The following is a 22,430-nucleotide window of genomic DNA, read 5'->3' as shown; positions in this document are numbered from 1 at the left end:
GTGATTAAGGTCTCTGAAATTGAAATAACGCGTACAACGACGATCGCTGATGCGTTAGCGGCGCTGGATCGGGCAGGAACCGGAATCTTGCTCTTAGTTAATGATGAGGGTTTGTTTCAACGCACTGTCACGGATGGGGATGTGCGACGTCTAATTCTCAAGGAGCAGGATCTGCGCGCTTCCCTGCTGGCTTTGCCGACAATTCAGTCGGTAGTTGTCCAGACTGGCGCCAGCCGGCGTGAGATGTTGGCGCTGATGAATGAGCACAGTATTAATCATCTGGTTGTGGTCGACAGTGCAGGACGTGCCACTCAGTTGCTGGAGCGTCGGGCTATCGATCAACAGATTTTATTGTCCACTCCTCACTTGGGCGATGCTGAACGTGTGTTTGTCGAGGAGGCATTCAGTACTAATTGGATCGCGCCACTAGGACCGAATGTGGATGCATTCGAAAGCGAACTGGCCGCACTGGTGGGGATGAAGTACGCTGCAGCCATTAGTTCGGGTACGGCGGCGATCCATTTGGCTCTGATCATGCTCGATGTTGGCGTTGGCGATAAGGTATTTTGCTCAACGCTGACGTTTGCTGCCAGCGCCAATCCAATCGTTTATCAAGGGGCTGAACCAGTGTTCATCGATTCCGATGATGTTAGCTGGAATATGTCGCCTGCGGCGTTGGAACGGGCCTTTGAGGCTGCCCAAGCTGCCGCACAGATGCCGAAGGCGGTAGTGGTTGTCAATCTGTATGGTCAGAGCGCTGACATGGACGCGTTGCAGGCGCTTTGTGAGCGCTATGGTGTGCCGTTGGTCGAAGATGCGGCAGAGTCACTTGGGGCACGCTACAAGGGACGCGCCAGTGGCTCGTTCGGCAAGCTTGGTATTTTTTCGTTTAATGGAAACAAGATCATCACCACGTCCGGTGGCGGTATGCTGGTTTCCGATGACAAGGCATTGATCGAGCGTGCCAGATTTTTGGCAACACAGGCACGTGATCCGGCGCCACATTATCAGCACAGCGTGATCGGTTACAACTATCGCATGAGCAATATCCTCGCTGGGGTTGGCCGCGGCCAGTTGCAGGTGCTAGAGCAGCGGGTCGAGGCGCGTCGCGCAGTCTTTGATCGTTATCGCAGTGCCTTGGCCGATATCAAGGCGCTGCAATGGATGCCCGAGCCAGAGTGGAGCTTTTCGACTCATTGGTTGACTGTATGCACTATCGATCCGGCACTCAGCGATGTAAGCAGTGCCAAGTTGATTCAATTGTTGGGGGCGGAAATGATTGAGGCGCGGCCAGTATGGAAGCCGATGCATATGCAGCCGATCTTTGCGCATTGCGAATATTTTACGGATGGTACGGAATCGGTGTCTGATCGCTTGTTTGCCCGTGGTGTGTGTTTGCCATCGGGATCGAATATGTCGGTAAACGACTTGGATCGGGTGATCAGCAAGATACGTTCTATTATGCAGAGTGGTTCCTAGCATTTTATTTCGGTGATTGTTTTTTAATTCAATCAAGCCCAATAAGTGGAGCGTCAACTTATTGGGCTTTTTAGGCTCTGTCCTCGGCAAGTAGGGAACTCGCAGTATGGCTGAGGTCTAACCGATCAGACCAGCCAGATGGGAGCTTCTCATGCTGGCAGCCCAGTCGACTCGGCCGGCCTCGTTTGCCTGGGCTTGTAAGATGTTGAGTAAGCGCTGCATGTACCGTTACGCGACGAGCGTACGAATCTGTCGTAGCAGGTCCGCCAAGGACCGTACCGTGGCGGAACGTCGCGCCATGGCGCGCCGGTTTTCAGCCGCCACGAGATACCGTCCATCACGCGGCGATGCTCGACATAGACGTGTCCACGGCGCGGGTAAGGCGCAAAATGCGGTGACAGCCGCCGCCATTGCTGTTCAGTTAGGTCTGTTCGGTTCATCGCTGTCTGACCGCCAGATCCCCATTTAGTTCTCTCAGATACACCCTAGCTTAGCATTGTCAGCGAGCGAATTTACATCCTGGTGGCGCGCGATTGCACGGCGCAGACGCTGAATTTCGTCTGCGGCAAGGGCCAGTTAACGCAAGCGAGCTTGTCGAGCACTCGTTGCCCGTGATAGACCTCGACGTATTGTTTGTTACCAAGGACCATGCCGCGTATGCGGTCCTTTCCCGAGCAACTGGCCTCAGCCACGAGGGGCGGGGCATCTTGTGCGTCGCGGCCCACATGCAGAACGTCATGCGTATCACAGTCGTCTGCGCGGCTGGCTGAGCAGGTTTCACGGCGTCGCCACTCGCCATTTTCCCAATTACCTGGGTTGGTGCTGGATACTCGGTGCCGGGTGCATCCGCTCTCCGGAAGCCTTGCTGAAAGCCACTCTAGGCAGCTTTCCATAGCTATCGGTGACAGAGCCATATTTTATACTATGCTCATATCTGATAGAGTAAGCACAATGTCATTTTAGGTCCGGACATATCGAAAAAGATACGTCGGCTATTGATTTTTGGCATTTTTGGGGGGAGGGAGTAGGCCTCGATAAGGGCCTTGAACCTGGCATACATTTGGCTCATTGGCCTGCATGTAAAAAGGACTGGATCTGTTTAATACAGAAGCCAGTCCTCGGTAAAACACGTTAATTGCCTTAGCTCTGTAGCGGTATGGCGTCCATCGTTCCGGTCGCGGCGTTTTGTAGCCATAACATATCGGCGATTTCCGATGCAGGTTGGTATTCGCTGACAATTTTCAATAATTGACTGCGGATTGCCGTGTGGTCGAAGCGCTGGCAGGCTTCATTGAGTTGCTTGAGCATAATGTCGAGGAAAGGCCAGTCGATTTCCGCTTCTTGCGCACGCATGATCAAGGGATGCTCGGTGCCGGTTACGTTGTTTCCTATGAGCAATTCTTCGTACAGTTTTTCACCGGGACGCAGGCCGACATAGCGGATTTCGATCTTCCCGTCCGGCGTGGAAGGGCTGAGCACTTCCTGGCCACTCAGGTGCACCATGCGTACCGCCAGGTCGACGATGCGCACCGGTTCGCCCATGTCGAGCACGAAGACGTCGCCACCGGTGCCCATCGAGCCGGCTTGCAGCACCAGTTGTGCCGCCTCCGGAATGGTCATGAAGTAACGGGTGATATCCGGATGGGTCAGGGTAATCGGGCCACCGCCGGCGATTTGCCTGCGGAACAGCGGCACCACCGAGCCCGAGGAGCCAAGCACATTGCCGAAACGTACCATCGAGAAGCGCGTGCCGCTGCCCTGGCGGGCGAATGCCTGCAGCACCAGTTCGGCCAGGCGCTTGGTGGCGCCCATTACGTTGGTTGGCCGCACGGCCTTGTCGGTCGATACCAGGACGAAACACTTGACGCGGGCGGCGACGGCCGCCTTGGCCAGGCTGAGCGTGCCGAAGACATTGTTCTGGATGCCTTCGATGGGATTGTGTTCGACCAGCGGCACGTGCTTGTAGGCTGCCGCGTGGTACACCGTGTGGATCTCGAAAGTGTGCATCAGGCGCTGGCATTTTTCCGTGTCGAGCACGGAGCCGATGCAGGCGACCAGTTCGATGTCGAGTTCATGGCTGGCGCAGTAGCCGCGCAATTCCTGCTCGATTGTATACAGCGCATATTCTGAAATATCGAGCAATACCAGTCGCGTCGGATTCAGGGCAACGATCTGACGGCACAGTTCGGAGCCGATCGAGCCGCCGGCGCCGCTGACCATGACGGCCTTGCCGCGGATGCATACCGATAAGAGCTTCGGATCGGGCGCTACCGGGTCGCGGCTGAGCAAGTCTTCGATTTCGATTTGGCGCACGTCTTCGACGCGGGCCACGCCCTTGACCAGGCTGGCGATCGATGGCGTGACCTTGATCTTCAGTTGCAGGGTCGACAGGCGGTCGAGGATTTTGCGCTGTTCGCGGCGCGAGATCGACGGCAGTGCCAGCAGCACGGTGCTGATGTGCATGTTTTTTGCCAGCTGTTCAATCTGCTTCGCCGGATAGACCTTGATGCCGTGGATAGTGGTATTTTGCCGTTGTGCGGAATCATCGATGAAGATGACGGGCAGGTATTCGCCGCTCGGCTTCAAGGCATTGGCCAGCATGCTGCCCGCCTTGCCTGCGCCATAGATGGCAACGCGGGTCTTGTTGGAGCGCTCGCGCAAGCCGACGAAGTAGCCGCGCGCGGTGTAGCGGCTGGCCAGCACGTAGACGATGGAGTTGACCCAGTAAATCAGGAAAGGCGGCAGCGACAAATGCCCGGGCTGCAGGATCTGCACGAGGACGGCCAGCATGAGCACCGACAGCGTGCTGCCCAGCACCACTGTGGAAATGATCTTCTGGTCGATATAGCGCACCACGGCGCGGTACAGGCCCAGCTTGAGGAAGATCGGTACGGCGGTGACGGCCGCGGCAAGGGCCGGCCACTTGTATTCGATGACGAGTGCCATGCTGAGACTGTCGAAATGCAGGAACAGCGCGAAGTAAAACATCAGCGGCAGGCAGACGAGGTCGGCACCAGCCGCGATCATCTGCTTGTGCAGGCGGGATAATTTCAAAAATTTGTTTTTCATACGTCAAAGAATCCATTCTTTGCAAACAAAGCGGACGCCAATCTGCTTATGGAAAGTTTGCTTCGCCGAACGTCGTTCGGATTGAGCCGGAAAGGGCTTGATCAGGTACTGTCGCCATGGCGTCGGAACAAGGCTGCCGGGTCGGCTAATTGCTTTCTTGTTATCTGTCCGGAGCTTAAACAGGTCGCCGGTTGGGACGAAGAGTGCTGCCTATGGGAAACTAGCGCTATGGTAACGCATTCATTTAAAAAATGGTATTGCGCACGAATCAAATTATGGGGAATCTTGCTTTAAAATCCTTGTAAAATTTTTGTGAATGATATAGATCACGGCTCTTTTTCGTATGCAGGGTAATACTATTCAGCATGACTTTTTCGTGCGGCATTTCTTATTTAACTTGCCTGATTTTTATCAGGTATCAACATATATACAATACTTTCCCGGCATTCCTCAGAGATGGTTGGGAATGCGGAACAGCAGGTCGGTCTCGCCCAGGTCGACACCGGCTTGCGACAGCAGTGTGCTGGCCTGGCCCCGGTGGTGCGTCTGGTGATTGAAGAAATGCATGAGCAGGCTGAAAAACTGGCGCCGGTTCGGCCCCTTGCTGTTGCGGTAGTCGAGCAGGTGGTCCAGGTCTTCGTCCCGGATGGAGGCGGCCCAGGCTACGATGACCTGGTCCAGCCATTGCCGGTGCGCGTGCATGGCGGCAAAATCGTCGGCCGCGAACAGCGGCTGCGTGAGCGAGGTGGGCGGCGTGATGGCGCGGATGGGGTCGAGCAGGGGAAAGCCGGCCGGGTGTTGCGCATAGCGCTGCAGCCACAGGGTGTCGCCCACCATCACGTGGTTCAAGGTGGCCAGCAGGGAGCCGAAAAAGGCGCCCCGCTCGCGCTGCAGCTCGCCGGGAGGCAGGCTGGCCGCCGCCGCGTAGACCTTGGCATTCATCCACTGGTTGTAATCGGCCATCAGGCAAATGTGGGCGCAACGGCTCATGGACCAAGCTCCGTAAATGAATGAAATACTATTTTATACGGACTTCAAAAACGCGCGTATGCCGGCCAGCAGCATTTCGATGGCCATTGCCGTCAGGATCAAGCCCATCAGGCGCTCGAAGGCCGTCATGACTCTTGGACCCAGTGCCCGCTGCAAGCGTTCGGCGCACAGGAAGACGGCCAGCCAGACAACGGCCACGGCCGTCAAGCCCGCCACGTGGGCGATCACTTCGTTCATTTCATGCGAGGAAAACAGCAGCACGGTGGCCAGCGCCGACGGGCCGGCCAGCGCGGGGATGGCCAGCGGCACGATGAACGGCTCGCCGCCCATTTCGTGGTCGCTATTGCCGGCGTTGGGTTGTGGAAACACCATGCGCATGGCGATCAGGAACAAAATCACGCCGCCGCCGATGCGCAGGGCCACTTCCGACAGCTGCAAGGCGTTCAGGAAATGGCGACCGAAGAACATAAACAGCAGCAAGATGCCGAAGGCGATCAGGCATTCGCGCACCACGACTTTCCAGCGCCGCTCGATGGGTACCCGTTTCAGGGCATTGACGAACAGGGAAACGTTGCCGAACGGGTCGGTGACGAGCAAGAGCAAGATAAAAGTCTGGAAGAAATTCTGTGTCATGGTGGTGTGATTGAGGTCAACACCGCTGCCAGGATGGGCGCGGTGCGATAAGGCTTGCGATGATAACAAGAGCGGCGGCTGCCGCCCATGATTATTGATGCATAGCAGCATTTTTTTTATGCCGCGATGACTTTTGCCTGGTAAAACGCGGTCGGCGTCGTGCCGAAATGCCTGCGGAACATGGCCGTGAATGCGCTCTGGCTCGTGTAGCCGTTGTCCATGGCCACGTCGATGACCTTGCCGCCGCGCGCCAATTGTTCCAGCGCCCGCAGCAAGCGCGCCTGCTGGCGCCACTGGCCGAAGCGCATGCCCGTCTGTTTCTGGAACAAGCGGTGCAGGCTGCGCTCGGTGATCGCCAGTTCCTGCGCCCAGTGCGCCACCGTCAGCTGTTCTCCCGGCTGTGCCATCAGGCGCGCGCAAATGCCGCGCAGGCGCGCATCCGTGGGTAAGGGCAAATACAGGGGCAGCACGGGCAGGCTGTCCAGCTCGTGCAACAGCAATTGCAGCAGGTGCCAGTCGCGGCTGCCTTCCGCGAAGTCGGGCGCGATGTCGACGGCCGCCACGATCAATTGCCGCAGCAGGGGGCTGATGTCGAGCACGCAACTGTGGCCAGGCAGCAATGGCGAATTGGCGCAGTTGACGAACACCGTGCGCATCTTGACTGCGCCGCTCATGCGCACCTGGTGCGCGATACCGGGCTGCAGCCACACGCCGCGCGTAGGCGGCACCACCCAGCGCCCGCCCTGCGCTTCGATGGTCATCACGCCCTCGATGGCGTACAGCAATTGCGCATGCGTGTGGCGATGCACGGAAATCACGTGGCCATGCGCATAGTCGACGGCCAGCGCCATGGCGCGTGCCGTGACGGGCAGCAATTCCTGAAAGGCGGGTGAGGAGCAATCCATCAATATGGTCAGTTTTACGCTAGGTATGGACATCTTAGCGCGAGAAAGCGCGGCGCGCCTGCGGCATGATGGTTTTCCGTAACTATTCCTGGAGTTTCGCATGCCTGTGCGCGCCTATCTGTATCCCTTCCTGGCCATGCTGCTGTGGGCCGGCAACGTCGTCGTCTCGAAGCTGGCCGCGTCCAGCATCGCCCCCACGGCCATCACCTTTTATCGCCTGGTGCTGGTCTTGCTGGTGATGACGCCGTTTATCGCCCGTCCCCTGTGGCGCAACCGTCATGCGCTGCGTCGCCAGTGGTGGCAGCTGGCCCTGTGCGGATTGATGTCGATGGCGCTGTTCCAGAGCTTGTCCTACCGCGCCGCCGAATCGACGACGGCGACGAACATGGCCATCGTCACGGCGCTGGCGCCGCTGATGACGGCCCTGCTCAGCGTGCTGCTGCTGGGCGAGCGATTGACGGTCGGCATGGCGGCCGGCGGCGTGCTGTCGTTTGGCGGCTTGCTGTACCTGGTGGGGCGCGGCGACATGCTGGCCTTGCTGCAGCAGGGCGTGCATGCGGGCGATGCGCTGATGCTGCTGGCCTGCCTGAGCTTTGCTTTGTACGGCGTGCTGCTGCGCCGCTGGCGTCTGTCCATTCCCGCCTGGCAAGCCATCTATTGCCAGGCGCTGGCGGCCCTGGCCTGCATGCTGCCGTTTTTCCTGCTGTTGCCGCCCGGCAGCGCCAGGCTCGATGCCACCACCTTGCCGCTGATCGGCTATGCGGGCATCGGCTCGTCCATCGTGCTGTCCTACCTGTGGATCGAAGGCGTCAAGTTGCTGGGGCCTAACCGCTGCAGCATCTACGTCAACCTGCTGCCCCTGTTGACGGCCTTGCTGGCCATCGTCTGGCTGCATGAAAGCATGCATCTCTATCATCTGGTCGGCGGCGGCATCTCGCTGCTGGGCGTGTTGCTGGCGCAGACGGTGCAGCGGCCCCTGTTTGGCCGCTATCGTCCTGGGGTGTCCGGGAATGCCTGAATGGCCATGCATAATGGCGGCTTTCGGCAGTGGAGTTGACATGCGGCAAACGTTTTGGATGAGTACCATGGTCATGGCGCTGGCCTGGGGAACCCTGGCGCCGGCCCAGGCCGCGCCGCGTTTCTACGAAGGCGCGTCCATGGCCACCGCCAGCGCCGTCGAGCGCCGCGACGGCGGCGTGGTGCTGGCTTTCCTGCGGGAAAATGGCGAAGTCAACGGTTACTACTGCCAGTGCAACGGGGATAGCGAAAAGCGCATGAACCTGGACAAGTATGGCAAGGCCAACATCGCGGCCGTGTTCCAGCTTGACCTCGACAGCGAAGGCGAAACCACGTTCGTGCTTAGCCGCAGTGATAACGCCTTTGGCCTGCATGCCTACCGCTACGAGCGCAGCGGCGGCAAGATGTTCAAGGTGGCGACCTTGCAGCCGGCGCTGGACGCCATCGTGCGCGGCGCCAAGTCCATCGATGAAGCGCAGGTGCGCGCCGCGCTGGCCCGTTTGCAGCTGATCGATTACAGCATCGCCTACGCGCCCTCGGGCGTGGCCGAGTTCGACGCCATCGAGCATGCGCATGGCACCCTGGTCGGCTATTTCAATATCGATGGCGAGTTATTGCCAGGCAAGCCGGCCGACGCCCCCGCGTTTGCCTATAAAAAAACTTTCCTGGAAAAAGATGGCCATTTCCTCACGGTGAGCTATCTGCTGGGCAAGGGCTGGGAAGGGGGCCGCGCGCCCAGTTATCACGTCAAGTGGATCACCTGGGAAACGCAGCCGCAGCGCTTTGCCGCCAGCCAGGACGGGATGTTCATCGAATATGACGTCAATTGCTGCGTGGGCAGCGTGTTTGCCCGCGGCCTGTATGCGCAGGGCAAGCGCACCGGCGCATGGCATTACGAAGAGCCGAACACCATCCGCTCGTCCGGCGCCTTTGTCGACGACAAGGCCGAGGGGCCGTGGACGTATGCAAGCGGCGACGAAACGACCACGGGCATGATGCAGCGTGGCCAGCGCACGGGGCGCTGGGAAGTGCGCCCGGGCGTGGAGGAATGGCGCGCAGCGGACATGCACAGCTTCACCGGTTACGACCATTTCGTGAAAGACCGCCTGGACGGCCCCAGCGAGCGCCGCATCGATGGCGTGGTGCAATGGCAGGGTGCTTATGTGAATGGCAAAAAGCAGGGCCAGTGGGTGGAACCCGGTGGCGGCGGCCTGTATGTCGATGACGTCAAGCAGGGGGCGTGGAAGAAGGCGACGCCGGACGGTGGCCGGCAAGCGTTGACGATGCTCGATGGCAAGCCCGACGGCAAGCTGGAGCAGTATGCGGCCAGCGGCCAGCTGGAACTGGTCGAGCATTATCGCCTCGGTGTGCTCGATGGCACGATGGAAAGTTTTTATCCGGATGGCAAGCGGCGTTACCAGGGCAGCTTTGCCGACGGCAAGCGCGATGGCGCGGAAACATTGTTTTATCCCGATGGCGAACTGCCGCAATTTCACCGCAACTGGAACAAGGGCGTGCTGCATGGCGTCAACATCGAACATTTCCAGAACGGAAAACCGAAGCAGATCGGCGCCTACGACATGGGCAGGAAAACGGGCCGGTTTCAGTTTTTCCGCGATGACGGCCAACTGATCGAAGAAATCGTGTATTAATTAATTGACTAGCATAAATGGCATTCCCGCGCGACCACGCACGGCAGGGGAATGCCAGTTCTGCGCAAAAAACATCATCCGCTTGTTACAAAGCGTGAAAATTCCAGACGGATATTGCTACTGGTAATCTTTCCCTGTATCTTGCAGTCAGGAAATTAAAAAATACAGGAAACCTCAACCTCGTTGCCCTGTATTGCACTCCTGACGATATGCGCGGGCCGCCTTCCCCCTGCCGCCGCACACGCCGTATCGACCTGCCCTGAACAATTCACGTGATCCGCCCATCTGGCGTTTGCCGCTACCCACCCGGCAGGCGGTGGCACGGTCGCGCCCTTACCAAGGAAAACTGCATGCTGTCGAATATAACAATAAAGATGCGCCTGATCGCCACCATGAGCGTGCTGGGCGTGTTGATCGCCTTGCTGGGTGTGATGAGCATCATCAGCCTGAAATCGGCCAACAGCAACCTCAATGAGGTCTACAGCAACCAGCTGGCATCGACGCAGGCGATCGGCGAATCGCAGATCGCCCTGGGCCGCGCGCGGTTCACGATGGACCGCGTGATGGTGCACCCCGAGGCGGCCGATGCCAAGGATACGCTGGCGCGCGCCGAGCAATTCCTGGAAACTTCCAACAAGTCCTGGAAGGTATACCTTGCCCTGCCGCAAAGCGCGGAAGAAAAAGGCCTGTCCGACGACATGGACAAGAAGCGCAACGACTATATCAACAATGGCATACTGGCCATGAGCAAGGCTTTGCGCGAAAACAATATCGAGCAGGCGGACAAGCTGATGATGACGGGCCTGTCGGCCCTCTACCGCACCCTGGACCAGGCGGCAGAAACCTTGACGCAATACCAGGTCAGCTCGGCCGCCAGGATGTATGCGGCCAGCCAGTCCAGCTACCGCACCCAGGTGGCCATGGCCATCGCCGGCATGGTGGCAGGCGCCTTGCTGACGATTATTTCCAGCATCTTGCTGCTGCGCGCCATCTTCGGCCCGCTGGACCAGGCCCTGCGTCATTTCGGCGCCATTTCCGACGGCAACCTGGCCAACGACATCGTCATCACGCGCCACGACGAGATGGGTGCCCTGCTGGGCGGCCTGAAACAGATGCAGGAACGCCTGTCGACCACCGTGCGCGGCGTGCGCGACGGCAGCGGCGCCATCGCCACGGCCAGCAATGAAATCGCCTCGGGCAACCTGGATTTGTCGAGCCGCACGGAACAGCAGGCATCCAGCCTGGAAGAAACGGCATCCTCGCTGGAAGAGCTGACTTCGACCGTCAAGCAGAACTCGGACAATGCGCGCCAGGCGAACCAGCTGGCCGTCTCCGCCTCGGACGTGGCGGTGAAAGGTGGCGCGCTGGTGGCGCAAGTGGTCGACACCATGGGCAGCATCAGCGAATCGTCGAAAAAGATCGCCGACATCATTGGCGTGATCGACGGCATCGCCTTCCAGACGAATATTTTGGCCCTGAATGCGGCCGTGGAAGCGGCCCGCGCGGGCGAGCAGGGGCGTGGCTTTGCCGTCGTCGCCACGGAAGTGCGCAACCTGGCGCACCGCTCGGCTTCCGCCGCCAAGGACATCAAGATGTTGATCGAGGCGTCGGTGCAGAACGTGGGCGCCGGCAGCGCGCTGGTCAGCCAGACGGGCTCGACGATGGACGAAATCGTTGCCAGTATTCGCCGCGTGACGGACATCATGGGAGAGATCAGCGCCGCCGGCCGCGAGCAGGAGCTGGGCATTGGCCAGATCAATCAAGCCGTGGCGGAAATGGATACCGTGACGCAGCAGAATGCGGCGCTGGTGGAAGAAGCGGCGGCCGCCTCGGAAGCCATGCAGGAACAGGCGGCGGCGCTGGCCGAGATGGTCAGCATCTTTACACTCGACGCCGCCCACAGCGGTCCGGCAGCGGCCAAGCCCGCCTTGCGCAAGCCTGTCATGGCCGCTTCCAGCACGGCCTTGAAACGCCCGGCCTTGCGCCTGACGCCAAGCCGCCCCGCCGCGGCCGCCGCCCCGGCCCAGCCGCGTACCGCCAAGCCCGCCGCAGACAGCAGCGGCGAGTGGGAAGAGTTCTAAGTTACTGCTGAAGTTACTGCTTAATTTACTGCTTAATTTACTGCGCTTACAGGGCCACCTTGCTGCCCTGTTCCTGCAGCAGCGCCGCCTCGGCCAGGGCCTGGGCGCGCGCTTCTTCCGCCGCCTGTTCAGCTTTCTCCAATGCATCGTGGCGCGCCTGCAAGGCCGCCCGCGCGCGCACGAAGACGATCTTGATGGCCGCCATCACGGGCACGGACAGGAAGATGCCCACCACGCCCCCCAACTGGTCGCCGGCCAGCAAGCCGACGATCACCATCAGCGGGCTCACTTCCACGCCTTCGCTCATCAAATACGGGTTGACCACGTAATCCTGGAACAGACGGTAGGCGGCGATAAAGCCGATCAGCCAGAATACATGTTCGAAACCGCTGAAACCGGCCACGACCACGGCAATGACGGCGGCCGCCAGCGGACCGGCAAACGGGATGAATTCCAGCAGGGCGGCGGCGCCGGCCAGCAGCAGGCTGTACGGCACGCCCAGCAGGGAAAAGGCGATGCTGTAGGAGACAAACGTGGCGATCGACAACAGCAGCAGGGCGCGCACATAGCGCGACAGCAAGATGTCGAGGTCATCGATGATGGCGCCCCAGAGCTTCTTGTTCGGGCGATTCAGCAGGGACAGCAAGCCGTCGCGCATGTCCGGACCTTCCTTGATCAGCAAAAAGCTCAGCACGGGCACCAGCACCAGATAGATCAGGTTGCTGGCCGCATGCATGACGGTCAGGCCCAGTTCTTTTGCCAGCGGCATGGCTTGCCCCGTACCGCTGCTCAGCTGCGTCTGCATGAACGATAGCAGGCGCGCGCGCAAGGGTTCCATGAACTCGGGCAGCGGAATGCGTTCGGCAAAATTATTCCCTTTGAGCAAGGTCGGCAATTGATCGCTGAGCTTGATCGCCTCTTCCTCGATGCGGGCACCGAAGATCGAGCCCAGCACCGCCACCAGCAAGATCACCACGAGGAAGACGATGCCGATATTGGCCGTGCGCGGCAAGCGCTTCGGGCCATGGCGTTCCAGCAGCCCGATCAGCGGATACACGAGGTAGCTGAAGAAAATGGCAAAGACCACCACGATCAGGGTCGACGAGACCTTGTAGGTGAGGAAGAGCAGGAAGGCGATCAGGAAAGCCGTCCACACCATCTTGGCGACGCGCAGGTTAAAACCGAACATAAGAGTTCCTTAGGCAGAATGGCTGCTCAAGCCGGGTTGAGCTTGAGCGTAAGAGGTGGGCAGGGCTGGGGCCAGGCATCGCCGCACGGCCGGAAATCATACCGTAAAATGCCAAAATGCCATGCTCCTGTGCGCAATGGCAATGCTTTCCCCGGTTGGCGCACCGTTTCGTCTATTTTCGCAGCCAGCTGGCGACGGTGATGAAGACGCCGTCTTCCCTGCCCTGTTCGCGCAGGGTCACCGTGTAGCGGCCGCTCGTATCGCTGCCGCTGAACACGACCTTCTCGTCATGGCCCTGCACTTGCGCGCCCTGGGCCAGCTTGGCATAGGTGTTGAGCACCCAGTGGAAATCGGCGTAGCTGTGCAGGGTGACATGGGCGTCGGGCATGGGCTCGTCGCCGGCTTCGGCCGCTTCCGTCGGCGTGCGCATGGGCAAACCGGCCAGGACGTTTGGCTCGATGAGCTTGCCGCCGCTGGAGCTGCTGTTGAGTTCCGCATGTGGCAGCAGCAGGTGCAGCAAGCTGGCAGGAAAGCCGGGTGGCACGTCGCGCGGCTGCCAGCCGGGCTGTCCCGGACGGGTCGTGATGTATTCCACCGCAGCAATCGATTGCCGCTGTTCCGGCTCGGCCAGGGTCAGCTTGCGCGGCAGTTGCCGCGCCCACACGAGCAGTGGCGCGGCTATCTCGTCTTCCGCACCCGGCGGTAAAAACACCGTCAGCACGGCATGCGTGTCGGGCAAGCAGGCGGGCGCGGCGTCGCCGATGGCGGCCTGGCAATGGCCGTTGACCAGGCCCAGCGCCAGCAGCTTGCGTTGCGGATCGAACAGCAGGGCGGCGCGCTGCGCGCCACGTTCGGCCGGGTTGATGGACGCCAGCACCGAGCGTCCGTCGGGCAGCATGGTGCGCGAGATATCGTACAGCGAGCGCATGCTGTCGAGCACCTGGCGCGCGATCAGGCTATCCCCGCGCGTATAGCTGCCGCGCGCATAGCCGAGCAGTTTCAAGACGTCGGCGCGGATCTCGGGATGCTCGCTCAGGCGCAGCGGCGGCGACGGCACGGGCACGGTGGCGGCCACGAAGGCGGCGTCTTCAGTCGCTGGCGTTTGCGCCAGCGCAAACGGTGACGTACCCAGGGCCGCACACAGCGGCAGCAGGGGCAAGATGAGGCGTAGGTTCAATGGTAATCCTTGTCGAGGCGCCATGCCGGTCTGGTTGCCGGCATGCGCGCGGGGCGATCTTAGCATTTTAGGAATGAAACGCTTTCTGCTAAGCTAGGCTATTGAAGCACTGTCCCGCTTGCCATGGCCAAGATCACCATTTCCTGCAGTATTCCCGTTGACGATGAGGTCGTGACCGAGTTCTTGCACAAGTACGTGCTCCACTCGCGTGTCGGCGCGGCCAGGAAATTGCGCATGGGAGAGAAGGGCTACTTCTATACCTGTTCTTTGTACCAGGAAGACCACGCCAAGGTGAGCCGTTTGATCCGCCGCATGCTGGCCTTCTTTGAGAGCAAGGACATCCCCTTGACCATTCTCAAGATCGGTGCCCGGGACAGCTGGGACGAGGTGGACGCCGAGCTTCGCGATCCGTGGAAGATTGCGCCGCAAGCCCTGCTGGCGCTGCTCGATGCGACGGCTGACGGCAACGCCTAGGCGGCGTTGAGCACATAGCGGTTCTTGCCGCTCTTCTTGGCCTGGTACAAGGATTCGTCGGCACGCCGGTAGCTGTGCGACAGGTCCGCTTCCTTGATCAGTTCCGCCACGCCGATGCTGACGGACACCTTGCGTTCCGGCACGAAAGCCGCCTCGACGCTGTCGACCAGCTGCGCGGCAAAGGCGCAGGCCGCGTGCTTTTCCCCCTGATAAATCACGGCGAATTCCTCGCCGCCCAGGCGGCCGCACAGGTGCTCGCCGGACAGCCCGGCGATGACGTCGGCGATCTTTTTCAGCACCTCGTCACCCACGTCATGGCCATGCACATCGTTGATCTGCTTGAAGTCGTCGATGTCGATCATCAGGAAATAGGCGGGCGTGCGCGCCGTGCGCTGCAGGACGCGGGCGCTTTGCGTAAACATGCGGCGGTTGTTGAGCCCGGTCAAGCCATCCTTGTAGGCCATCGTCGCCAGTTCGCGCTGGGCGCGGTAGTTGTGGATGCGCAAGACGAGGAAATAGATGTTCAGCGCCAGGCCGATGATCACGCTGATGGTGACGGCCAGCATGGGCCAATGCTGGTCGACCTGGCCCGCATGCACGGGAAACTGCCCCAGCCCCAGCATGGCCCACACGCACAGCGACACGCTCAGGTAATACGCGATGCCGCTGAAGATGGGCGCCGTCGTCAGGGTGATCATCACGCCCAGCGGCAGCACCCAGAAAGCCGGGTCTTCCGTACCCAGTATCAGCACGCGAAAGCCGAAACTGATGAACAGCACGCTGATCGTGCCGCTGACGATGATGGCCTGCAGCGACCTGGCATACCTGGTCAGCACCAGCCCGAGCAGCATGCCCATGACGGCCAGCGCGGCATGCGTCATATTGATCGTGGCCCGGTGCTGCGCGACACTGAACGTAACGATCCAGCTGGCCAGGCCAAATGTCAGGATGGCTATCGAAATGAAATGCAGTTCCTTGAAAAAGCGCTGCTGCTGCTCCCGTTCTCCTGAAAAGAACAGGTAATAGAAGGCAGGAGACAGGCTGCGCGAGGTCCACATTGCATTCGTCCGGGCAAACAACACGCCTTGCGGCAGGGACGCCTCCCGGCAACGGCAGGCGGCATGGCGCATGTACAAAATTAGTTGCGCTCAAGAACTAGTGTACTGGTTTCTTGGGGGCAGTGGGAATCGAGGCGAGGAAAACGGCGGCGACTGTCCTGTCGCCGCCACAGTCGCTTTCATTCTCGCGAGGCAAGCGCCTTGTCACAGGTCGCGCGCCAGCACCTGGCCGAGCAAGTCCTTGCCGAAGCTGTGGTGCGCTTCTTCCTCGACCAGCTGGAAGCCGGCCCTGTCGTAGATGCGCCGTACGTCGGTGAGGATGCTGTTGGTCCACAGCACCATTTTCGTGTAGCCGACCTGGCGGCTGAAGCGCAGACACTCGTCGACCAGGCGGCTGCCGATGCCCAGACCGCGTGCGCAGGGATCGACGTATAGCAGGCGCAGCTTGGCCGTCGTGTCGTCCTGGTGCACGATGAAGACGGAGCCGATCACCTTGCCGTCCTTTTCGGCGATCCAGCAGCGCTCGCGGGCAAGGTCAAATTCCCGCACGAACGTGGCGAGGATGTCGGCAACAAGTGCCTCGTATTCGCTGTTCCAGCCATATTCCTGCGCATACAGCACGGCTTGCCGGTGGATGATCCAGCCCATGTCGCCCGGTTGCGGATTGCGCAGGATATAGCTGGGCGATGAGCTGGGCGATGGCTCCCCCAGCAAGCCCTGGATTTGCCCCATGGCGTCGACCAGTTCCTGCTGCGCCATCGGCGGCAAGCGCTCGAGCATGGCCGCCACGTCGCGCCGCGAGGCGTCGACCAGGGGCGCGAGGGTGCTTTGCCCCTGTTCGGTCAGCTGCAATTGCGTGGCGCGCGCATCCGTCGGCGAGCGCGTCTTGGCGATCAGCCCCTGTTTTTCGAACCCGGCAATGACACGGCTCAGATAGCCCGCATTCAAGCCCAGCTCGCGGCACAGGTCCGCGCTGGTCAGCTGTGCTTGATGCGCCAGTTCGTAGAGGATGCGCACTTCCGTCAGAGAGAATGCGCTGTCCAGCAGGTGTTCATGCAGCACGCCAATCTGGCGCGTATAAAAACGGTTGAAGCGGCGCACGCTCTCCGTGCGTTCGCCGAGTTGGTTCGTGTGCATCTGATGTCTCCAATATGTTTGCTTATGGCAGATTATTGATTGCTTTTAGCAATCATGTCAATGCGATGCGCGATGCTGGCAGGCATAAAAAAAGCGGCCCTGAAGAGGGCCGCCTTGGTGCAATGCAAACGAGCGAAGCTGGCTTACACGTCGATATTGCCCGCGCGCAACGCGTTATTCTCAATAAACGCCCTGCGCGGTTCCACGTCGTCGCCCATCAAGGTGGTGAAGATTTGATCCGCCGCAATGGCGTCTTCGATCTGCACTTTCAACAAGCGGCGCACGGTCGGGTCCATCGTCGTTTCCCACAGCTGCTCCGGGTTCATTTCGCCCAGACCTTTGTAGCGCTGTTTCGAAACCGTGCGTTCGGCTTCGTCGCGCAGCCATTGCATGGCCTGGTGGAAGTCGACCACGGCGATTTCCTTCATGCGCTCGCCTTCGCCGCGGCGCACGAAGGCACCTTCGCCGATCAAGCCTTCGAAGGTGGCGGCGCCGTTGCTCAGCACGGCGTAATCCGGGCCTTGCACGAAGTCGGCGTCGATGGCCGTCACTTTCACGTTGCCGTGGTGCATGCGTTCGATGCGCAGCATGTGTTTTTCGGACAGGTCGTCCGAGCGCACGTGCACTTGCACGGCCGTGTCGTTGATGGCCGTCTGCAGGGCCAGCGCGGATTTTTCCGCCAGTTCCAGGGTCGACAGGTCCAGCTGCGTGCCCGTCATGATGGCGGTCAGAGCGGCGCGGTCGATGACGCGCGTCAGACGCGTCATGATGGTGTTCGACAGGTTGAACTTGCGCACCAGTTCGGCCAGGGTCTCGCCGGAAATGCCTTCCGCGCCTTCGCGCGGCACCAGCACGGCCGTGTTCAGGGCCACCGTCATCATGTAGCTCGCTTCCTCGGCGTCATCCTTCAGATAGCGCTCGTCGCGGCCCGCCTTCACCTTGTACAGCGGCGGTTGCGCAATGTAGATGTGGCCGCGTTCGACCAGTTGCGGCATCTGGCGGTAGAACAGGGTCAGCAGCAGGGTACGGATGTGGGCGCCGTCGACGTCCGCATCGGTCATGATGATGATGCGGTGGTAGCGCAGTTTCTCGACGTTGAATTCATCCGGTCCGATCGAGGTGCCCAAGGTGGCGATCAGGGTGGTGATCTGCTCGGACGACAGCATTTTCTCGAAACGGGCTTTTTCCACGTTCAAGACCTTGCCGCGCAGCGGCAAAATGGCCTGGAACTTGCGGTCGCGCCCCTGTTTTGCCGAGCCGCCTGCCGAGTCACCCTCGACGATGTACAGTTCGCACAGGGCGGGGTCTTTTTCCTGGCAGTCGGCCAGCTTGGCCGACAGGCCCAGGCCGTCCATGATGCCTTTGCGGCGCGTCAGGTCGCGGGCCTTGCGCGCCGCTTCACGGGCGCGCGCCGCTTCGACGATCTTGCCGCAAATGATCTTGGCGTCGTTCGGTTTTTCTTGCAGGTAATCGGCCAGGGTCTTGGCGACGATCTCTTCGACGGGGCCGCGCACTTCGGACGACACCAGCTTGTCTTTCGTCTGCGACGAGAATTTCGGTTCCGGCACTTTCACGGACAAGACGCAGGTCAGGCCTTCGCGCATGTCGTCGCCGTTGATTTCCACTTTCGCCTTCTTGGCGAACTCGTGTTCATCGATGTATTTGTTGATCACGCGCGTCATGGCGGCGCGCAGACCCGTCAGGTGGGTGCCGCCGTCGCGTTGCGGGATGTTATTCGTAAAGCACAGTACCTGTTCATTGTAGGCATCGTTCCATTGCATCGACACGTCGACCGAGATGTTCGTGTTCTGGTCCGACATGCGCTCGCCCGTGGCCTGGAAAATGGTCGGGTGCAAGACCGACTTGGCCTTGTTAATGTATTCGACGAAGCCGCGCGTGCCGCCTTCGAAGGCGAACACTTCTTCCTTGCCCGTACGCTGGTCCGACAACTTGATATTGACGCCGTTGTTCAGGAAGGACAGTTCGCGGATGCGCTTGGCCAGGATTTCGTAGTGGAATTCCACGTGCGTGAAAATCTCTTCGTCGGCCCAGAAATGCACGTCGGTGCCGCGCTTGTCCGTTTCGCCGATGACCTTGATCGGGGAGGTGGCGATGTCGCCGACCATGACGATCTGGCGGTCTTGCGGCACGCCGCGCACGAATTCCATATGGTGAATCTTGCCATCGCGGCGGATGGTCAGTTTCAGCAATTTCGACAGGCCATTGACGCAGGACACGCCCACGCCGTGCAAACCGCCCGATACTTTATACGAGTTCTGGTCGAACTTGCCGCCCGCGTGCAGTTCGGTCATGACGATTTCCGCCGCCGAACGCTTCGGATCGTGCTTGTCGTCCATTTTCAGGCCGGTCGGCACGCCGCGGCCATTGTCGGTGATCGAGATCGAATTGTCGCTGTGGATGGTGACGTGGATTTCCGTGCAATGACCGGCCAGCGATTCATCGATGGAGTTGTCCAGCACTTCGAATACCAGATGGTGCAAGCCGGTGCCGTCCGAGGTGTCGCCAATGTACATGCCCGGGCGTTTGCGTACGGCTTCCAGGCCTTCCAGGATCTGGATGGAGGAGGCGCCGTATTCTTCCGTTTTGGCCTGGATCGGGGTGTCTTGTGGATTCTCGGACATGGACTGCTTTCTCAAATAACGATTGCTGATTGATTCGGGGCTGCTGGCTGATGACCGCAGGTCGGGTTAGCCGGAACGGCGTAACCCGACAGACGGCGCTCAGCATGTCGGATGACGCTGCGCTCATCCGACCTACGTCACTGCTATGGTCTTTAGATCCGCATCGGCATGACGACATACTTGAAGTCGGCATTGTCCGGGATGGAGATCAATGCGGACGAGTTCGAGTCGCCCAGCGCGATGTTGACGTATTCGCACTTCAGGTTGTTCAGCACGTCCAGCAGGTAGGTCACGTTGAAGCCGATGTCGACGGAATCGCCGCCGTAGTCGATTTCCAGCTCTTCGACGGCTTCTTCCTGGTCCGCATTGGTCGAACTGATCTTCATGCTGCCCGGGGTGATGATGCAGCGCACGCCCTTGAACTTGTCGCTGGTCATGATGGCGGCACGTTGCAGCGAGCGCAGCAGTTCATCGCGGCCGATGGTGAAGTCGTTCTTGTAGCCTTTAGGAATCACGCGCGTGTAGTCGGGGAACTTGCCTTCCACCAGCTTCGAGATCAGCTCGATGTCGGCAAAGGTCAGTTTCACCTGGTTGGCGGCGATGTCCAGCTGCACCGGCTCATCGTTTTCTTCCAGCAGGCGCTGCAGTTCGATGATGGTCTTGCGCGGGATAATCACTTCCTGGCGCGCAAACGTCTGCTCGGTGGCGACCTGGCAAAACGCCAGGCGGTGGCCATCGGTGGCCACGGCGATCACATTATTGCCATCCAGAACCAGCAGCAAGCCGTTCAGGTAATAGCGGATGTCTTGCTGCGCCATCGAGAAATGCACCATGTTGAACAGGTGCTTCAGGGTTTTCTGCGGCAGGGTGACGGAGGCGTTGTAGCTTTCCGCTTGTTGCACGGTTGGAAACTCTTCCGCCGCCAGCGTTTGCAGCGCGAAGCGCGACTTGCCCGTTTGCACGGTCAGGCGCTTGTTGAGCAGGGTCATCGTGACGTCGCCCGATTCGGGCAGCGCGCGCAAAATATCGAGCAGCTTGCGCGCGGCCACGGTGGTGCCCGTGACATCCGCGCCGGAGCCGATTTCCGCGTGCGTGGTGATCTGCACTTCGGTGTCGGTCGACAGGAAGGAGACATTTTCACCGTCTTTGCGGATGAGGATATTGGCCAGAATCGGCATAGTGTGCCGACGCTCGACAATACCGCTCACGATCTGCAGTGGCCGGAGAAGGGTATCTCGGGTGGTTTTGACCAATTGCATATTTATCCTCAATGTATAGGTTGAACAGTACGACGTTTAACGTATTAATTTAACAATTCTTGCCATGGGGAGCCCCGACAGACCGGCTGCGGCGCCCTCCCAGATAATAAGGGTAAAGCACGTTTTGAGCCAGTCTTGCCCAGTCGTGCTTGCAACGCCTGACAAAACCGTAGCGAGCGGCAGTGAGTTGTGGCCGAGACGCGCAGCTGTGCTTGGCACAGTGAGCATCGGAGGCCGCAAAGCGCGACGCGCAGCAGGTTTGGTCAGGTGTTCTTAACCCTTCAAGGTTTGTTCCAGTACATGCAATTCATGGTTGCATTCCGGATTCTTGGTGCGGTCCAGCGCGATCTTGCGCACGGCATGCAGCACCGTGGTGTGGTCGCGGCCGCCGAACAGCTCGCCGATTTCAGGCAGGCTCTTCTGTGTCAATTCCTTGGCCAGGTACATGGCGATCTGGCGCGGCCGGGCGATATTCGCGGGGCGGCGCTTCGAATACATGTCGGCCACCTTGATATTGAAGAAGTCGGCCACCGTTTTCTGGATGTTTTCCACGGAAATCTGGCGATTCTGCACCGACAGCAAGTCCTTCAAGGCTTCCTTGACGATATCAATCGTGATGTCTTTGCCATGGAAACGCGAATACGCGAGGATCTTGCGCAGCGCGCCTTCGAGCTCGCGCACGTTCGAGCGCAAGTGCTTGGCGACAAAGAAAGCCACGTCGTCCGAGAAGGTCACGCCTTCCTGCTTGGCTTTTTTCAACAGAATCGCCACGCGCATTTCCAGTTCCGGCGGTTCGATGGCCACCGTCAGGCCCGAGTCGAAGCGCGAAATCAAACGGTCGTCCATGCCCGTGATTTCCTTCGGATAGGTATCCGAGGTGATGATGATCTGTTTCTTTGCGGCAATCAATGCCTCGAACGCATAGAAAAACTCTTCCTGCGTGCGGCTCTTGCCGCCAAAGAACTGGATATCATCGATCAGCAGCATGTCGAGCGAGTGATAGTAATGCTTGAAATCGTCGAAACCCTTGCGCTGGTAAGCGGTCACTACGTCGCGAACGTACTGTTCCGCGTGGATGTAGCGGATTTTCGCGCCCGGATTGTCGGCCATCACCTGATTGCCGATGGCGTGGATCAAGTGGGTCTTGCCCAGGCCGACGCCGCCGTAGAAGAACAGCGGGTTGTACGACACGCCCGGATTGTTCGCCACCTGGATGGCGGCGGCGCGCGCCAGCTGGTTGGCCTTGCCGGTCACGAAGCTGTCGAAGGTCAGGTCGGTGTTGATGCGGCTCTGCTCGCGCCGTGGCGCGGCGCCGATGCTCAGTTCCGGCACGCTCGGCTGCGGCTCCGCCGGGCGCGCGCTGGGCGCGCCGCCATTCGGATCGCTGGCCGGGGTGCTGGCGGTGACGGGTTTCTTCGGCAGGGCCAGGCGCGGGTCGAGCACGAACTGCACTTCCGTGGGCGCTTCGAAGTATTGTATGGCCAGCGCCGTGATGCGGCTGGCGAACTGGGTCTTGACCCAATCGAGCTTGAAGCGATTGGGCGCAGCAATGCGCAGCTTGCCCTCCTCGTAATCGAGAGGGATAAGCGGTTTGATCCACGCACTGAATTGTTGCGGTGTCAGCTCCAGTTCCAACTGCGCGGAACAGGCCTGCCAGAAATTATCCAT

Annotated in this window: 17 protein-coding genes and 1 pseudogene; 6 read left to right on the top strand and 12 right to left on the bottom strand. The window is 60.0% G+C overall.

All coding sequences use genetic code 11. From position 1 onward, the window contains the following. Nucleotides 1-1,479 (top strand): aminotransferase class I/II-fold pyridoxal phosphate-dependent enzyme, encoded by a 1,479-nt coding sequence (locus tag AC3RCJ_RS00090; protein ID WP_492961227.1) that lies wholly within the window; start codon nt 1-3, stop codon nt 1,477-1,479. 149 nt (nt 1,480-1,628) lie between these two features. Here AC3RCJ_RS00090 and AC3RCJ_RS00085 read toward each other — a convergent pair whose 3' ends face one another. Next, nucleotides 1,629-1,919: a transposase gene (locus AC3RCJ_RS00085; RefSeq protein ID WP_492961225.1), complete on the bottom strand. Its 291-nt coding sequence runs from the start codon at nt 1,917-1,919 to the stop codon at nt 1,629-1,631. Nucleotides 1,920-1,974: 55 nt separating this feature from the next. On the opposite strand from AC3RCJ_RS00085, the pseudogene AC3RCJ_RS00080 reads away from it, so the two are divergent. Further along, nucleotides 1,975-2,374: pseudogene (locus AC3RCJ_RS00080) on the top strand (IS1595 family transposase); the annotation flags it as partial. Between the two features lie 245 nt (nt 2,375-2,619). On the opposite strand, the gene AC3RCJ_RS00075 reads toward AC3RCJ_RS00080, so the two are convergent. The 4 genes from AC3RCJ_RS00075 to AC3RCJ_RS00060 form a co-directional block, all read right to left on the bottom strand. Continuing rightward, entirely contained in the window at nt 2,620-4,548 is a 1,929-nt protein-coding gene (locus AC3RCJ_RS00075) for a polysaccharide biosynthesis protein (RefSeq protein ID WP_492961223.1), read from the bottom strand. Between the two features lie 450 nt (nt 4,549-4,998). Further along, nucleotides 4,999-5,538, bottom strand: coding sequence for a DinB family protein (locus tag AC3RCJ_RS00070; protein ID WP_492961221.1), 540 nt, complete (start codon nt 5,536-5,538; stop codon nt 4,999-5,001). 33 nt (nt 5,539-5,571) lie between these two features. Further along, nucleotides 5,572-6,171, bottom strand: coding sequence for a MarC family protein (locus AC3RCJ_RS00065; protein WP_034781292.1), 600 nt, complete (start codon nt 6,169-6,171; stop codon nt 5,572-5,574). Between the two features lie 116 nt (nt 6,172-6,287). Continuing rightward, entirely contained in the window at nt 6,288-7,109 is an 822-nt protein-coding gene (locus AC3RCJ_RS00060; protein ID WP_492961219.1) for an AraC family transcriptional regulator, read from the bottom strand. A gap of 67 nt (nt 7,110-7,176) precedes the next feature. On the opposite strand from AC3RCJ_RS00060, the gene AC3RCJ_RS00055 reads away from it, so the two are divergent. The 3 genes from AC3RCJ_RS00055 (at nt 7,177) to AC3RCJ_RS00045 (ending at nt 11,826) form a co-directional block, all read left to right on the top strand. Continuing rightward, nucleotides 7,177-8,094 (top strand): DMT family transporter, encoded by a 918-nt coding sequence (locus tag AC3RCJ_RS00055; RefSeq protein ID WP_492961217.1) that lies wholly within the window; start codon nt 7,177-7,179, stop codon nt 8,092-8,094. Between the two features lie 40 nt (nt 8,095-8,134). Then, nucleotides 8,135-9,745 (top strand): toxin-antitoxin system YwqK family antitoxin, encoded by a 1,611-nt coding sequence (locus AC3RCJ_RS00050; RefSeq protein WP_492961215.1) that lies wholly within the window; start codon nt 8,135-8,137, stop codon nt 9,743-9,745. A gap of 350 nt (nt 9,746-10,095) precedes the next feature. Further along, entirely contained in the window at nt 10,096-11,826 is a 1,731-nt protein-coding gene (locus AC3RCJ_RS00045) for a methyl-accepting chemotaxis protein (RefSeq protein ID WP_492961213.1), read from the top strand. A 46-nt stretch (nt 11,827-11,872) separates the two neighbouring features. Here AC3RCJ_RS00045 and AC3RCJ_RS00040 read toward each other — a convergent pair whose 3' ends face one another. Beyond that, nucleotides 11,873-13,015, bottom strand: a complete 1,143-nt coding sequence (locus tag AC3RCJ_RS00040; protein WP_492961211.1) for an AI-2E family transporter — start codon at nt 13,013-13,015, stop codon at nt 11,873-11,875. 172 nt (nt 13,016-13,187) lie between these two features. Then, a complete protein-coding gene (locus AC3RCJ_RS00035) occupies nt 13,188-14,192 on the bottom strand; it encodes a hypothetical protein (protein ID WP_492961209.1) in 1,005 nt (334 codons plus the stop codon). 123 nt (nt 14,193-14,315) lie between these two features. Between AC3RCJ_RS00035 and AC3RCJ_RS00030 the strand changes: the two genes are divergently transcribed. Then, nucleotides 14,316-14,666 (top strand): hypothetical protein, encoded by a 351-nt coding sequence (locus tag AC3RCJ_RS00030; protein ID WP_492961207.1) that lies wholly within the window; start codon nt 14,316-14,318, stop codon nt 14,664-14,666. Here the strand turns inward: AC3RCJ_RS00030 and AC3RCJ_RS00025 are convergent. The 5 genes from AC3RCJ_RS00025 to dnaA all read right to left on the bottom strand — a co-directional run bounded on the left by AC3RCJ_RS00025 (nt 14,663) and on the right by dnaA (nt 22,430). Next, nucleotides 14,663-15,724 (bottom strand): GGDEF domain-containing protein, encoded by a 1,062-nt coding sequence (locus AC3RCJ_RS00025; protein ID WP_492961205.1) that lies wholly within the window; start codon nt 15,722-15,724, stop codon nt 14,663-14,665. The two genes, AC3RCJ_RS00030 and AC3RCJ_RS00025, sit on opposite strands and share 4 nt — an antisense overlap. Nucleotides 15,725-15,928: 204 nt before the next feature. Continuing rightward, nucleotides 15,929-16,861 carry a bifunctional helix-turn-helix transcriptional regulator/GNAT family N-acetyltransferase gene (locus AC3RCJ_RS00020; protein ID WP_492961203.1) on the bottom strand — a complete coding sequence of 311 codons (933 nt, stop codon included), beginning with the start codon at nt 16,859-16,861 and terminating at the stop codon, nt 15,929-15,931. Between the two features lie 143 nt (nt 16,862-17,004). After that, nucleotides 17,005-19,503, bottom strand: coding sequence for a DNA topoisomerase (ATP-hydrolyzing) subunit B (gene gyrB, locus AC3RCJ_RS00015; protein WP_492961201.1), 2,499 nt, complete (start codon nt 19,501-19,503; stop codon nt 17,005-17,007). A gap of 152 nt (nt 19,504-19,655) precedes the next feature. After that, on the bottom strand, nt 19,656-20,762 hold the full coding sequence (gene dnaN, locus AC3RCJ_RS00010; RefSeq protein ID WP_034754341.1) for a DNA polymerase III subunit beta: 1,107 nt from the start codon (nt 20,760-20,762) through the stop codon (nt 19,656-19,658). A gap of 273 nt (nt 20,763-21,035) precedes the next feature. After that, entirely contained in the window at nt 21,036-22,430 is a 1,395-nt protein-coding gene (gene dnaA / locus AC3RCJ_RS00005) for a chromosomal replication initiator protein DnaA (RefSeq protein ID WP_070224767.1), read from the bottom strand.

This window comes from Janthinobacterium sp. GW822-FHT07H11 (assembly GCF_058798615.1).
Note: the sequence above shows the minus strand (reverse complement) of the source record. Positions and strands in the feature narration are given on the sequence as shown.